Source organism: Thermococcus eurythermalis (genome assembly GCF_000769655.1).
Taxonomy (GTDB): Archaea; Methanobacteriota_B; Thermococci; order Thermococcales; family Thermococcaceae; genus Thermococcus; species Thermococcus eurythermalis.
Window position 1 is genome coordinate 1436336 of the sequence record NZ_CP008887.1, and the last position, 14148, is coordinate 1450483.

Genomic DNA, 14148 nt, shown 5'->3' on the forward strand with positions numbered 1-14148 from the left:
GGGGAGGAAAAAAGAGAAAGCTCAGCGCCTCCTCCTGAGGAGGAGTGGCACCACGGCCAGTCCAACCACCGCGGCCGGGCCGCAGATTCCGCTCTCCTCTCCAGCGGTTGAGGTAGCGGTTGGGGGCTTGCTGGGGGTCACATTGAGCTCCTTGGTGACAACGGCCTTGTTTCCGTAGAAGTCCTCGGCCACTATCTCGAGCCTGTACTTGCCGGACTCAAGCCCGGGCAGCTGGACGATGTAGAACGTGTCGCCAGGCTTTCCGCTGGACGGCTCGGCCGGGAACCTGTCAACCTTGCCGTACTTGACAGGGTTTCCGTCGGAGTCATAGATGACCGCGTAGAGGTCCCTTATTCCGAGGTTGTCCTGGGCTGTGAAGTAGACGACAAAGTTTGAGTTGGGCCTGGGGTGGCTGGGCTGGAGGTAGGCAATCTGGACGACCGGCTTCTCGGTGTCCTTACCCGTGTCAATAACGAGCTGGGACACTCCCTGCGGAATCGTCACGTTGAGGAGCATGTAGTACCGGCCCGCTATCTCCCTGGAGGTGATGACCTTGTATGTGATGTTGGTGGCGTCGGGGTCGACCTCGGCGTTGGTCGGAACCTGGACGGCTATTGGGCCGGTGACGCTGTGGTCAAGGTCGTTGAAGAACTTGAGCGCCGTTCCAAAGTCAGTCTCGTGCTTGAATATTATGAACCTCTGGGGAACTGGGACGCTCATGAAGTCGCTCTTGACCTTGTTGTCTTCGATGTCCACGGAGACGTAGGGCATCTCAACGTTGCCGTTCTCGTCCACGACGACGAGGTTGCTTCCGTACCAGGTCGGGCTGTACCTCGGGTTGGCCGGTGGGTTGGGCTCCTTATCGGGGGCTCCAGTCGAGGTAAGGGTCAGGAAGTAGTGCTTGTTTCCGTTCTTGTCGGTGTAGAGCCAGTACATGTCATGGTGGATGTGGCCGCTCAGGGTGAGAACCACGTTGTACTTGACAACGTCCTCAAGGAAGCGCTTGGAGATTTCCTCCTGACTGGCCCAAGATGCCCTGAGGAGGCCCTTAATCTCGTCCCAGTCGGCGTTTGGGTCGAGGTTCTCTATAACGCCTCCGAGGTAGTTCCAGCGGGGGTTGAAGAAGTACGGGTGGTGGTAGAGGATTATCGGGATGTAGTCCCTGTGCTCCTCAAGAACTTTCTCCATCCACTCAATCTGCTCCATTGTCGGGTAGCCCTGGTCGCCTCCCGTGTCCAGGCCTATTATGAGGAACTTGCCGATGGTCACGTAGAAGTACCTCGGGCCGATGACCTGGGTGTAGATGGTCGGCGGGTCGTCGTGGTTGCCCTTGATTCCCACGATTGGAAGTCCCGATGCGGAGGTAAGCCTGGTGATGTCATAGATTATGTTGTACGCGGTCGCGTCACCGCTCGTGTCGACCTCGTCACCGGTGTTGACGAGGATTGTAGCGTCGTTCATGGCCCAGTACTGGTAGGCGCTGTAGGTCGCAACGACGCTGTGGAGCGGAATCGGGTTCGAACACATCTCTTCGAGCTTGTAGATGCTACTCTGGAAGTAGTTTTCGCAAACGTACCCGACCTTGGCACCGGTTGTAATGTGGGTGTCGCTGACCCACGCGATCTTGAGGGTCTTGGGCCACTCCTTGAAGACCTTGAGGCCGTTTGGGAGAACGAGGGTTCCCTTGTCCGTCTTTATAAGGAGGAAGTAATCGTCGGGAGCAACGTCGTTGGGGACACCGACAACAACCGTGCTCATGTCATTGCCTGCTGGTGCCGTGGCACTGAGTATTGGAAGCTGGTAGGGGCCATGAAGAATTGAGACGGCCTCTATACCTTTCACATCGAGGTCATTGCCTTTCATGTATAGGGTGAAATTACCCCCGGGCACTGCAAACGCTGGAACGGCTGGAGCTGGTTGATAAAGGAACTCGCTATAGGTCGTAGAGTACTCCTCGGCAAGTGCTGGGACTCCCCCAAGCACAGAAACCGCAGTTGCAAAAGCCATCAGCAGGGCTAGTAATCTTTTAACCATGCTATCACCGTCAAAATGGGGGAGAAAACGCTTAAAACATTTCCCGTTCGGAATCTGTTCAAGAGGACTTCCATCACTTCCTGTTTTGAGCTTTTCCCGTCAAGAGCTCAACGATATATTGGGCTGTGGGGGAACTGCCACCAAGGTGGTTGTAAAGGGAGTGCATCTTAAGGATCTCTTCCCTCAGCGATTCCCCAGGTCTCACGCGGTAGCGGGTGAACAGGACGGCCATCTCAACGAGTATGCAGTCCGCCCTGCTGAAAGGCCTCAGGGGAAGTTTCCCTTCGATTTCTCCCTCGGGAATAAGCTCGCAGAGCAGGACTTCGGTCTCGCCGAGTTCATCTTTCCAGCGCTTGACCCTGCTCTCAACCCGGCCGTAGAGGCCGGGCAGGCCCTCAATCCAGCGGTAGCCGTTTTTCTCGACGAACTCAAGCGTTACGGGCAGATTTAGTGCAGTCCTGACGAGCAGTTCCGGGTCGTTGGTGGACTGGATTGAGGCTTTACCGGTCTCAAGAACTTCTCGGAAGCTCCTCCCCGGAAAGAGCTTGAACCTGAGCTTCTCACCTTCTCTAACAACCCCCACCGGGGTGACGTTCGACTTGGTAACAAGGATAACCTCGTAAACTTTCCCTTCATCAAAGTAGCTCAGCATACCTACCACCGGCCAGGTAAGGAAGAGAAAAGAGAGTTTAAAGGTTTAGAGGTTCTGCTTGGGCAGGACTATTATGTCGTCCCTGTCTATGTAGAACGTAACCGGCTGGGTGGGCCTGAGGTTGGCTATCTCCTTGTCGCTTATGGCCCTGGCTATGATTCTCGTCTCGCCGAAGAGGCCGACGACCTCGGTGAAGAAGCCGTAGTACTCAATGAGGTCTACGGTTCCCTCAAGCGAGACTGTGTTCTCGCCGGGCCTGAACTTTATGCGCTCCGGCCTTATGACGAGGACGACGTTGTCGCTCTTCTCGGTGTAGTGGAGGCCCTCAAGGCGGAAGCTCTCGAACTCAACCGTAACGCGGTCGCCGTCCCTCTCGACGACTTTGGCCGGAATAACGTTGGTCTTGCCCATGAAGCTGGCAACGAACTCGGTCTTCGGCCTCTCGTAGATGTCCCTCGGGGTTCCGACCTGCTCGACGGTTCCGACGTTCATGACGGCAATCCTGTCGCTTATTGCCATTGCCTCTTCCTGGTCGTGGGTAACGTAGATGACTGTTATTCCGAGCTCGCGCTGAATCCTTCTGATTTCCGAACGCATCTCAAGCCTGAGCTTTGCGTCGAGGTTGCTGAGCGGCTCGTCAAGGAGGAGAACCTTCGGCTCGACAACGAGAGCCCTCGCGATTGCGACACGCTGCTGCTGTCCGCCGGAAAGCTGGGTAGGATAGCGGTTCTCGAAGCCCTTGAGCTTGACGAGCTCAAGCGCCCACTCGACCCTCTTCTTGATTTCCTCTTTCGGAACCTTCCTTATCTTGAGGCCGTAAGCGACGTTGTCAAAGACCGTCATGTGGGGCCAGAGGGCGTAGTTCTGGAAGACGAGCACGGCACCGCGCTGGTAGGAGGGGAGGTAAGTGACCTCCTCGTCGCCGAAGTAGACGTGTCCGCTGTCGGGGTAGTCGAGACCAGCTATGATTCTCAGCGTCGTGGATTTTCCACACCCGCTCGGGCCGAGCAGGGTGAAGAGCTCCTTGTGCTTTATGTGAAGGCTTATCCCCTTTAACGCGGTCGTTCCATCGAAGGTCTTCACGATGTTCTCAAGCTTAACGTCAACCATCTCAATCACCACCTCAGGTAAGACCAATGAAGGAGTACCTCTGCTTGGTTATTACGTTGGCTATAACAATCGCCGCTATCTGCACGAGCATGAGGAAAACGCCGAGTGCAGCTGCAAGGTTGGCACTTCCAACGGCGCCTATGATGAGCTCCCTCATCTTGGCCGTTATCGGGTACCACGTTGAGTTGATGGAACCGAGGGTAATGCCGACGCTGGTTTCACTCATACAGTAGACGAAGCTTAGCATCGCTCCGCCGAGCAGGTTGAGTGAAATCATGGGCAGGAGTATGCTGGTGAGGGCCTTCCACCTGCCTGCTCCAAGGTTCATCGCGGCCTCTTCAAGCGAGACGTGAACCTGCTGGAGGCCGGCGGAGATTGAGCGTGCCGCGAAGGGCAGACGCCTGATGGAGTACGCCAGTATCAGCGCCGCTCCCGGGAAGAAGTACAGCAGGTTCGTTGGGTCGAAGATGGTGCCCTTGAACGGCGGAACCGTCGAGAAGAAGAAGAAATAGCTCATTGCTATGACGATTCCGGGGACGGCTATAGGTATTGTGGCGAGGCTGTCGAGTATCGGGGCGAGCTTGGCCTTCTTGAACCTACTCGAGGCGTAGGAGGCCGTCAGGGACAGGAGGATGATAATGATTATTGCGACCGTTGAGTACATCACGCTGTTGATGATGACGCGCTCTATGTCGGGCTGGGTCACTATGGCTTTCATGTTCTCAAGGGTGAACCCACTCGGCCAGGTGCCGTACCACGTCTTTGAGAAGGCAAGCAGGACAACACCAATCTGGGGGAAGATTGTTATCAGCAGGAGAGGAACGGCGACGAAGGCTATTATGAGGGCCTGCCACCACTTGGGCTTGGCGACCCTCGGCTTCCACCTGCCGCCCTTGCTGAGCATCGCGTACTGCTTGAGGCCGACGTACCAGCGGACGGCGAGGAACATTACGACGGCTATAGTAAGCATTATCAGGGCCAGGGCGGCCATCTGCGGGTTGCCGACTGCAAAGCCGGAGACGAAGGAGCTGTAAATCTGGTAGGACATGAGCTTCTTGGCTATGGCGCTTCCCTGGAAGACGATTGGGGCCGCGAGGTCTTCAAGGCTGAAGATTCCGACGAGGATTGCACCCGCCATTATTCCAGGCATTGCGAGCGGAAGGGTTACCGTCCTGAAGAGGTGGAAGCCCTTGCTGCCGAGGTTCTCGGCCTGCTCTTCGAGGCTGGGGTCTATGTTGATGAAGCTCGCGTAGGCGTTGAGGTAGACTATCGGGTAGTAGGTTATCGTCTGGGCGATTATGACACCGACGAGACCGTCAATCCATATCGGCTTCGGGAAGAGGTGGAGGTGCTCGTGGAAAATCCAGTTGATGATTCCGTCTGGGAGGAACATCTTCTTGACAACGACGACGTTGACGAACGGGGTGACGAGGAGCGGGATGAAGAGGAGGACGCGCATTATGTTCTTGCCCGGAAAGTCATAGCGGGCCATTATGAACGCGAAGAACGTTCCGAGAAGCGTTGTCAGAATCATGACGCTTATTGAGACTATTATTGAGTTGAGGACAACGCCGAAGTCCCAACCGTAGAAGTGGTAAACTTCTCTGCCGCCGTACTCGATGGTCTTTACCAGGTATCCCCCGGGATGGGGGTTGAAGTAGTAGTTTGACTCGAAGATGCTCTTGAACCAGTAGAGGGAGAAGTGCTCGTTGTACTTGAAGGCAGTTCCGAGCATCACTAGAACCGGAATCACCAGAAAGCCCACCAGGTAGAGCAGCGGGAACAGGAATGACACTATGACAACTGGGTCCGGCAAAGGCGTTCCAAAAAACCTTTCACTCCACTTGCTGACCTTCATCAGTGTTACCTCCCTGTGGTTTTTGAGTGTCCACAATTATCTTAAGGTTTGGCCACTTGTTTTAAAAGTTTCTGAAAAGATTTTGAAAATCCTTGGAAAATCTGGGAAGTTTTTCTTGACATGGCTCTGTTAAATCCAAAAAAATAGAATATGAAATTGGAGTCAGCCGGTTACTTTCTTGAGCTCATCGAGAACCTTCTGGTACTTATCCTGGGCGGCGTTCCTCCACTCCTGCATGAGCTGGCTCTGGAAGCCCGCGTCGGTGGCAATCCTGTCGTTTATCTTGGCGGCGTACTCTTCAGTGAAGGTGACCATCTCGCCGGTATCCGGGTCCTTGAACTGAATTGGGGCGGTGAGCTCGTCCTTGAGCTTCTCGAACTGCTCCTCTGTTATCTTGCCGTCCTTGTAGGCCTTGACAAGTGCCATCCAGGCCTGGTGGAGCGGGCCGTTGACGTCAACGAGGGTGGCCTTGAAGTAGTACTGGAGGGAGTTAACGGTCTTGAGGGCCCTTGCATCGTCGAACGGGATTCCTTTGCTTGCAACGGAGATCTGATAGGCCTTGAGGAGGGCCGGGCGGGCCTCGGCGAAGGTCTTGCCCGCATATTCGCCGTTGAAGATAATCTTGGCCTCCTCCTCTGTGATGGTCTTGTTGAATATCTCGGCGTTAATCGGGAGCCTGTTTATGTCCTGGCTCATCCAGACAGCCTGTCCCTCGGTCAGAACCCAGTAAATGAAGGCCTGTGCCGCCTCAGGGTGCTGGGCGTTCTTGAGGAGGGCAATCGGGTCACCGTTGATAATACTTTCGCCTTCGGGGATGACGTACTCACAGTTCGGGTTCTGCCTCATGGCAGTGTAACCGTAGAAGTCGATGGTGTTTCCTGCGGCGATTTCACCGTTGATGACCGCATCTCTGACGGCGTCACTAGCCTCATAGACCTTGGAGTTCGCCGCGATGAGGGTCATAATCCTCCACCCTTCCTCCCAGCCGAAGGCCTGGAGGATAATCTGGTAAATCCTCGTGTTGGAGGTGCTCCTCGTCGGGTCTGCGATGCCGTACATCGGCGGGTCGCGGGCCCAGTCAGGGGAGGCTATGTCTTCCCACTTCTTGGGGAACGGGAGCCCCTGCTTTTCGAGAACTTCCTTGTTAACGGTGAAACCGAAGGACGAGAGCGCGGCGGCTATCCAGTAGACGTTACTCCCGTCTTTTCTAACCATCTGCATTCCTGCGAGCTCCTCCGGAATCTGCTTGCCGATGAGCCCGAGTATCTTCTCGTCGGTTATCGGTGCGAGGTAGTCCATCTTGTACAGGTCATCGAAAAGGGTCGGGCCTCCACCCCAGCCAACGTCGGCGCCCTTCTCTATGTAGCTCGGCCAGAGGGACTCCGGGACGCCTATGAACTTCAGGTCAACGATGTTGTACTGCTTGGCTATGTCGCTCTTGAGGAAGAGTTGCTTGACCTTGTACTGGATGGTCGCGTCGTGCCTCGTGACGATTACAAGGGTTACTCCACTGGTTCCGCTGCTTTCACTTCCACCGCTATTAATACAGCCGCTGGCCACAACGCTGAGGCCCAAAACGAGTATCAGGAAAATTCCAAGCGCGCGCCTCATGGCAATCCCCACCCCAATTCGATACCCATCTTAAAAAAGGTGCTGGTGAAGAAGACTAAAAGAATGGAAAATCACTTCCTCCTCCTGATGAGGAGCGGGACGACTGCAAGGCCGACGAAGAGCGCCGGACCGCAGATTCCACCGCTCTCCTCAGCAGTGGTCATCTCAACGCTCCACTCGAGGATGTTGGAGACGACGGCCGGGCCGTCGAGCTTGACGTCGTAGTACTGGCTGGCCCACATTGGCTCGTGACCTCCAACGGGGGTCTCACCGCTGACTATGATGACGTTGTTCTTGTCGTTGACCTTGACAATCTGGGCGGCAACGATCGGGAACTCTCCCTGCTCACCAGCCTGGTAAGCGTTTGCAGCCGGGTCGCTGTTCTCCTTGATTATTGCATTGGGGCTGGAGTGGACAAGGACGTAGGTCTTCTCAGGCTTGCTGTCGGGTGTGAGCTTGTGCCACTCACCGCTCCCGTCTTTGCCGTCAACCCAGGCAATAAGACCCGGGCCGTGTTCAAGAACCTTACCATCGTACTTGAAGTTCTTAACGAGGATGTCTCTCTTGGGGGTGTCCTTCCACGGGTCGGCGAGTGCGACGACACGGTACGGGGCCCCTGCGTTGCTGACCGGGTCTTCAACAGAGGCGAGCTCAAGGCGGAGGTTGGTAACGCCGAGCTGGTCAAGAAGGCTGTTGATGAACTGCTGGGTTCTGTCACCGTTCGGGTAGTCAGAATCACCGGCGATCCAGAGAACCTTTCCACCCTCCTGGAGCCACTGCTTTATGGCCTCGATTTCCTCGGACGGGAGCGGGCTGGTCGGCTGGCCAAGGATGAGAATAGTAACGTCGTTATTCTTGAGCGCATCGTATGTGATTTTGTCACCAAGCCTCTTGATTCCAAGGTCGCTTTCATACTTGGGGTCACCGAAGTAGACGAACGTATAGTCCGTCAGAACCTTCAGCATTCCTTCAGTCAGTGTCTGGTTCTTGTACGTGACGTCTTCAAGACCGTTGGCGTTTTCGCCGTGGGCGAGGTCTATGGCTATGACAATCTTTCCGCTTTCGGCGGCGCTAACCGCTGGGCTGGCAACCACCCCAAAAACAGACAGCAGAACAACGGCTACCAGGAACATTGCGGCCTTCTTCATGGTATCACCGTTTCATTTAGTCATAATAAAGTTATAAACCTTATCGCTCGAAAGTTTAACGGGCCAGAAAAACTTCCGCAAAGCCCTTAAAGTTTCCCACCCTTTCGGCCTTAGGTGGTGGAGATGGACATTGAGGAGAAGATCCAGCTCATAAAGCGCAAGCCCACGGAGGAGCTCCTGACGGAGGAGAACCTGAGGCACCTCTTCGAGGTTGGAATCCCAATGCAGCACTACATAGGATTCGAGATAAGCGGTTACATTCACCTCGGTACCGGTCTCATGGCCGGCGCAAAGATAGCAGACCTTCAGAAGGCTGGAATCAAGACGAGGATTTTCCTCGCCGACTGGCACAGCTGGATAAACGACAAGCTCGGCGGCGACCTTGAGACCATCCAGAAGGTCGCGCTCACCTACTTCAAGGAGGGCATGAAGCAGAGCATAAAGGTCATGGGCGGCGACCCGGACAAGGTCGAGTTCGTCCTCGCGAGTGAGATACTAGAGAAGGGCGACTACTGGCAGACGGTCATAGACATATCCAAGAACGTGACTTTAGCGAGGATGATGCGCTCCATAACGATAATGGGCCGCCAGATGGGAGAGGCCATAGACTTTGCCAAGCTCATATACCCGGCAATGCAGGTTGCGGACATATTCTACCAGGGCGTCACCATAGCCCACGCAGGAATGGACCAGAGGAAGGCCCACGTCATAGCGATTGAGGTGGCTCCAAAGCTTAGATACCACCCGCTTGAGTGGAAGGGCGAGAAGCTCAAGCCGGTCGCTCTGCACCACCACCTCCTGCTCGGCCTGCAGGAACCGCCCGTCTGGCCCATTGAAAGCGAGGAGCAGTTCAAAGAGCTCAAGACCCAGATGAAGATGAGCAAGAGCAAGCCCTACTCGGCCGTGTTCATCCATGACAGTCCTGAAGAGATTAAGCAGAAGCTCAGGAAGGCCTTCTGCCCCGCGAGGGAAGTTAAGTACAACCCCGTTCTCGACTGGGCTGAGTACATAATCTTCCGCGAGGAGCCGACCGAGTTCACAATCCACCGCCCGGCCAAGTTCGGAGGCGACGTCACCTACACGACCTTCGAGGAGCTCAAGAGGGACTTCGCAGAGGGCAAGCTCCACCCGCTCGACCTCAAGAACGCCGTCGCCGAATACCTCATCGAGCTCCTCAAGCCTGTCCGGGACTACTTTGAGAAGCACCCGGAGCCGCTGGAGCTCATGAGGGAGATAAAGATTACCCGGTGATTTCCCTTTTCCTTTGTCGGTGATAGAATGCCAGGGATTGATGAGAGGGACAGGGAGATTCTGAGAATCCTCCGCTCAAACGGCAGGATTACACTGACCGAGCTCGGAAAAAAGGTCAACCTCTCCCCCGCGAGCGTGAAGAGCAGGCTTGAGAAGCTCGAAAGGCTTGGGGCGGTTAAGGGCTACTCGGCGGTGATTGACCCGGCTTTCCTCGGGAATCCCGTTACGGCCCTAATCTTCATCAGGCTCAAGGACGTTGACCCCTACACGAGGAGCATGCTCCGCGAGCTTGCCTCGCTCGACAACGTCGAGTTCCTATACCTAAAAACCGGAGACCACAACGTACTGCTGAAGGGAGAATTCAGGGACATGGACGAGCTCAGAGAGTTCCTGAAAAGCTTAAAGAAGACCTTTGGAGTGAACGCGCTCTCAATCGAGGCGAACCTCGTCGTCGAGGAGCTCAAGAACTGCTGGCTCGCCGATACCCATTATGATAGCGACTGTGGAAGGGAGAAAGATTATGGCAAGCGTCAAAGAAGCTAAGGGACAGACTCAGTAAAACGGTGAAACATATGGGGACGTCATCTGGGAACTCATTGAAAAGGACAAAAAATGAAACCATTGTTAGAGCATACTCAATTCCAATACGAATTGACGAGGTTATTCTGGAGTTTATTGAAAAGTATCACGAAATAGCAAAGACAGCTCTTCAAGAAATCCTCAATACCAAAAAATTTACAAAAGTCGAAAGAAAACGACTTCGAGACACACTTTTAGAGAACTGGAATTATGCAGCCCATTACGTTGACTCCGCAATAAACCAAACGCTTGGGCTCGTAAAATCCTACAAGCGAAAACTCAAAAAGGGAAAGAAAGCTCGAGAACCAAAGCTGAAGAAGAAATTCGTTTACGTGAAATCAACACTCTTTGGGCTAAAAGGCTCTATGTTGAAGATAACAATAATTCCGAGAGAGTATTACCTTGAAATAAACCTTGCTAATTATCCATATATTCTGCTATTTTTGAAGGAGGTCTGGGGTGGGAAACTCAAACTCGGCGGATTATTCTTGTTCCCTAACAAACTCGTCCTAACCTTTGTGAAAACTGTAGAATACTTTGAGCCAAGAGACTGGATGAGCATTGATATAAACCTAACTAACGTTACAGTCCTCGCCGGTTTAACAGTCTACCGCTTCGACACTCGTGAGTTGTACCACGTTCACAGGGTTTACGAGTTAAAGAGGCGAAAGATTCAGAAGATTTCAGCGTGGAACAAAAGATTGAGTAAAAAACTGCTGGAAAAGTATTCAAAAAGAGAAAGAAACAGGACAAAGAATTTTCTACACAAGTTGGCGAATAAAATCGTTGAAATTGCAAGGGAAAGGCGGATGGGTATAACTTTGGAGGATTTGAATAGCATAAAGGAGAGGGTTTTGAACGGTTCAAAAAAGATGAATAGAAAGCTTTCCAAGTGGAATGCTCGTGAATTACAAAGGCTAATCGAGTACAAGGCGAAGTGGCTGGGTGTTCCTGTTGTTTACGTCAATCCAAGGAATTCTTCTCGTATTTGCCCCGTATGCGGGGGTCAGTTAATACCCCGAGAGGGGCGTTTAATGAAGTGCTCAAACTGTGGTTTGATTGAGGACAGGGATTTTGTCGCTGTGTTAAACCTTCGGATGTGGGGCTCAGGGGTTACCCCGAAAGGGTTGGAGGCTTCGAGGGCTTCAACGCCCGATGAAAGACCAATGAAGACCAATCCCTACGGGATTATGGCAGTAGAGAAACAGAGAATGGGAATGAAACTCCACAAAATCACACTAACGCCCCCGTAGGGGGAACCCCTCCCGACTCTGAGGTGTGGTGAGTGGACGGCTGGCCGAGGCGGTGACGATGCTGTTCGTAATAAGGCCAGGAAGAAAGAAAAACGAGCTTGAAGCGTTTTTCATCGAGAACGAGCCGGAAAAGCTCAGCGAGATGAAGAACCTCAAGGCCGAGAGGATATACCGCTTCATAATGCGGGAGGGAAGGCTCTTCAAGGTTCTGGAAGGAAGCCAGTACCGCAACCCGAAGGAGATTGAGAAGCTGTTGAGGCAGGCGAGAATCGTTCTCGTCAACGCGGACGAGTGGGAGGACTACTTTAAGAGAAGGCTCCAGAACAAAAGGGTGGAAAAGGCCGAGCTGTGCCGTCTCTGCCTCCTTGAGGGTAGGATAACAGTCCTAACGCCAGGCAACAGGATAAAGTACCGCAACGAGTACATCTGCGAGCGTTGTGCGGAGGACGAGCTGAAGAGGGAGCTTAGATTCAGGTTCAACAGCACAGCGATGTTCGAGCAGGCGAAGAAGCTCCTCGACAGGTTTAGGGACCTGGATAAGGTTCTCTACGCATTCGACCCGCGCTTTGACCCGACCAAACATCCAGAAGTCACCAAATGGGACGAGCTGAAGGCCAAGCACATCAAACTTGAAAAAATCCGCGTTGACGAGCTCCCTCTACCCGAGAAGTTCAAGGAAGTTCTGAAGGGGGAGGGCGTGAAGGAGCTCCTCCCGGTTCAGAGCTTAGCCGTCAAGAACGGCCTCCTCGAGGGAGAGAACTTACTCGTCGTTTCCGCGACTGCGAGCGGTAAAACGCTGATAGGCGAATTAGCTGGAGTTCCCAAGGCGATGGAGGGCAAAAAGCTCCTCTTTTTAGTCCCGCTCGTTGCTTTAGCAAACCAGAAGTACGAGGACTTCAAAAGGCGCTACTCCAAACTCGGCCTCCGCGTGGCGATAAGGGTAGGTATGAGCAGGATTAAGACTAAGGACGAGCTCGTTGTTGTTGACACCGGCATAGACGCGGACATCATAGTTGGAACCTACGAGGGAATAGACTACCTCCTGAGGGCCGGTCGGAAGATAGGCAACGTTGGAACCATCGTGATAGACGAGATACACACCCTCGACGACGAGGAGCGCGGGCCCCGCCTTGACGGCCTTATAGCGAGGCTGAGGAAGCTCTACCCGAAGGCTCAGTTCATAGGCCTGAGCGCGACCGTCGGGAACCCCGAGGAGCTTGCCAAGGAACTCGGCCTCAAGCTCGTCCTCTACGACGAGAGGCCGGTTGATTTGGAAAGACACATCATCATAGTGAGGAACGAGTCCGAGAAGTGGCGCCACATAGCAAACCTCTGCAGGGCGGAGGCGATGAGGAAGTCGAAGCAGGGCTATAGGGGCCAGACGATAGTCTTCACGTTCTCAAGAAAGCGGACGCACGAGCTTTCGGCTTATCTAACGAGCAAAGGCCTCCGCGCTAAGCCATACCACTCCGGGCTTCCATACAAGCAGAGAAAGCTCACCGAGATGGAGTTTCTGGCCCAGCGCCTGGACGTGGTGGTTACCACCTCCGCACTCGGAGCGGGCGTTGATTTCCCCGCCAGTCAGGTCATCTTCGAGAGCCTCGCCATGGGCAACAAATGGCTAACCGTCCGCGAGTTCCACCAGATGCTTGGCCGTGCTGGAAGGCCCCTCTACCACGAGAAAGGTAAGGTTTACCTCATAGTCGAGCCCGGAAGGAAGTACTCCGCCCAGATGGAAAGCTCTGAGGACGAGGTTGCATTCAAGCTCCTGACTGCACCTATAGAGCCCGTAACGGTTGAGTGGAGCGATGAGCTTGAGGAGGACAACGTCCTGGCCCACTCCTGCGTCTTCAAGGGGCTTGACGTCATTGAAGAAGTCCAGGCCAAATGCCTCGGCGCCAACCAGAGCGCCGAGAAAGTTCTTGAAAAGCTGGAGGGGTTTGACCTCGTGAGGCTCAAAAAGCCCATCGTTGAGGTCACCCCCTACGGAAGGGCCGTCAGCATGAGCTTTCTCCTGCCCAAGGAGGCGGAGTTCATAAGGAAGAACCTCCGCGAAAAGCCCGCCCGCTGGATTGCCCTAAAGCTCCACCCCTTCGAGAACCTCTACCTGAGCGGGACGCTCCAGAGGGAGCTTGAAGGGGCAGTAAGGGGAAGGCTGAGCGCCAACGTCTTCTCGCCGAGCTTTGCATCCATCTTAGAAGAGCTCGACAAGGTGATTCCCGAGCTCAGCCCCAACGCTGCCGAGAGGCTGTTCACAATCTACCAGGAGTTCTTCATGTGTGGGGAAGACGACTGCACCGAGTACGCGATGGAGTGCGTTGGGAACCTCATAATCGAGCTCCGCAGGAGCGGGAAGCACCCGACACAGATAGCGGAGCACTTCAGGAAGCTTTATGGGCTGATAGTCTATCCTGGAGACGTCTTCACGTGGCTCGACGGCATCGTGCGGAAGCTTGAGGCGGTGGAGAGAATCGCGAGGGTCTTCAGGGTGAGGGGTGCCGAGGAGGAAGCCAAAGTTCTGAGGAAGGAGATAGAAGAGGGGAGAAAGCTGAAGCCTTAAAACTCTCCGTTACCAACTCCGATTGCAGTGAAGACGATTCGGCTATAATCCCTCTTTTTGACCTTAGCTTTTAGCTTTCGTTTACAGGGAGG

Annotated in this window: 10 protein-coding genes; 4 read left to right on the plus strand and 6 right to left on the minus strand. The window is 54.2% G+C overall.

Features of this window, described 5'->3' with window-relative positions:
• Positions 1 to 21 precede the first annotated feature (21 nt).
• The 6 genes from TEU_RS07815 to TEU_RS07840 all read right to left on the minus strand — a co-directional run bounded on the left by TEU_RS07815 (position 22) and on the right by TEU_RS07840 (position 8413).
• Entirely contained in the window at positions 22 to 2034 is a 2013-nt protein-coding gene (locus tag TEU_RS07815) for a CGP-CTERM sorting domain-containing protein (RefSeq protein WP_050003245.1), read from the minus strand.
• 73 nt (positions 2035 to 2107) lie between these two features.
• On the minus strand, positions 2108 to 2686 hold the full coding sequence (locus TEU_RS07820; protein WP_050003246.1) for a DUF447 domain-containing protein: 579 nt from the start codon (positions 2684 to 2686) through the stop codon (positions 2108 to 2110).
• 45 nt (positions 2687 to 2731) lie between these two features.
• Positions 2732 to 3796 (minus strand): ABC transporter ATP-binding protein, encoded by a 1065-nt coding sequence (locus TEU_RS07825; RefSeq protein ID WP_050003247.1) that lies wholly within the window; start codon positions 3794 to 3796, stop codon positions 2732 to 2734.
• Positions 3797 to 3809: 13 nt separating this feature from the next.
• Entirely contained in the window at positions 3810 to 5654 is a 1845-nt protein-coding gene (locus TEU_RS07830; RefSeq protein ID WP_050003248.1) for an ABC transporter permease, read from the minus strand.
• Positions 5655 to 5816: 162 nt separating this feature from the next.
• Positions 5817 to 7265, minus strand: coding sequence for an ABC transporter substrate-binding protein (locus tag TEU_RS07835; protein ID WP_050003249.1), 1449 nt, complete (start codon positions 7263 to 7265; stop codon positions 5817 to 5819).
• 71 nt (positions 7266 to 7336) lie between these two features.
• A complete protein-coding gene (locus tag TEU_RS07840; RefSeq protein ID WP_050003250.1) occupies positions 7337 to 8413 on the minus strand; it encodes a CGP-CTERM sorting domain-containing protein in 1077 nt (358 codons plus the stop codon).
• Between the two features lie 123 nt (positions 8414 to 8536).
• On the opposite strand from TEU_RS07840, the gene TEU_RS07845 reads away from it, so the two are divergent.
• Genes TEU_RS07845 through TEU_RS07860 form a run of 4 tightly spaced genes read left to right on the plus strand, consistent with a single transcriptional unit; the run spans position 8537 to position 14056 of the window.
• Positions 8537 to 9664 (plus strand): tyrosine--tRNA ligase, encoded by a 1128-nt coding sequence (locus TEU_RS07845; protein WP_050003251.1) that lies wholly within the window; start codon positions 8537 to 8539, stop codon positions 9662 to 9664.
• A gap of 27 nt (positions 9665 to 9691) precedes the next feature.
• Positions 9692 to 10207, plus strand: coding sequence for an Lrp/AsnC family transcriptional regulator (locus tag TEU_RS07850; protein ID WP_050003252.1), 516 nt, complete (start codon positions 9692 to 9694; stop codon positions 10205 to 10207).
• Positions 10208 to 10236: 29 nt separating this feature from the next.
• Positions 10237 to 11496 carry an RNA-guided endonuclease InsQ/TnpB family protein gene (locus tag TEU_RS07855; protein ID WP_050003253.1) on the plus strand — a complete coding sequence of 420 codons (1260 nt, stop codon included), beginning with the start codon at positions 10237 to 10239 and terminating at the stop codon, positions 11494 to 11496.
• Between the two features lie 58 nt (positions 11497 to 11554).
• On the plus strand, positions 11555 to 14056 hold the full coding sequence (locus TEU_RS07860) for a DEAD/DEAH box helicase (protein WP_050003254.1): 2502 nt from the start codon (positions 11555 to 11557) through the stop codon (positions 14054 to 14056).
• Positions 14057 to 14148 lie beyond the last annotated feature (92 nt).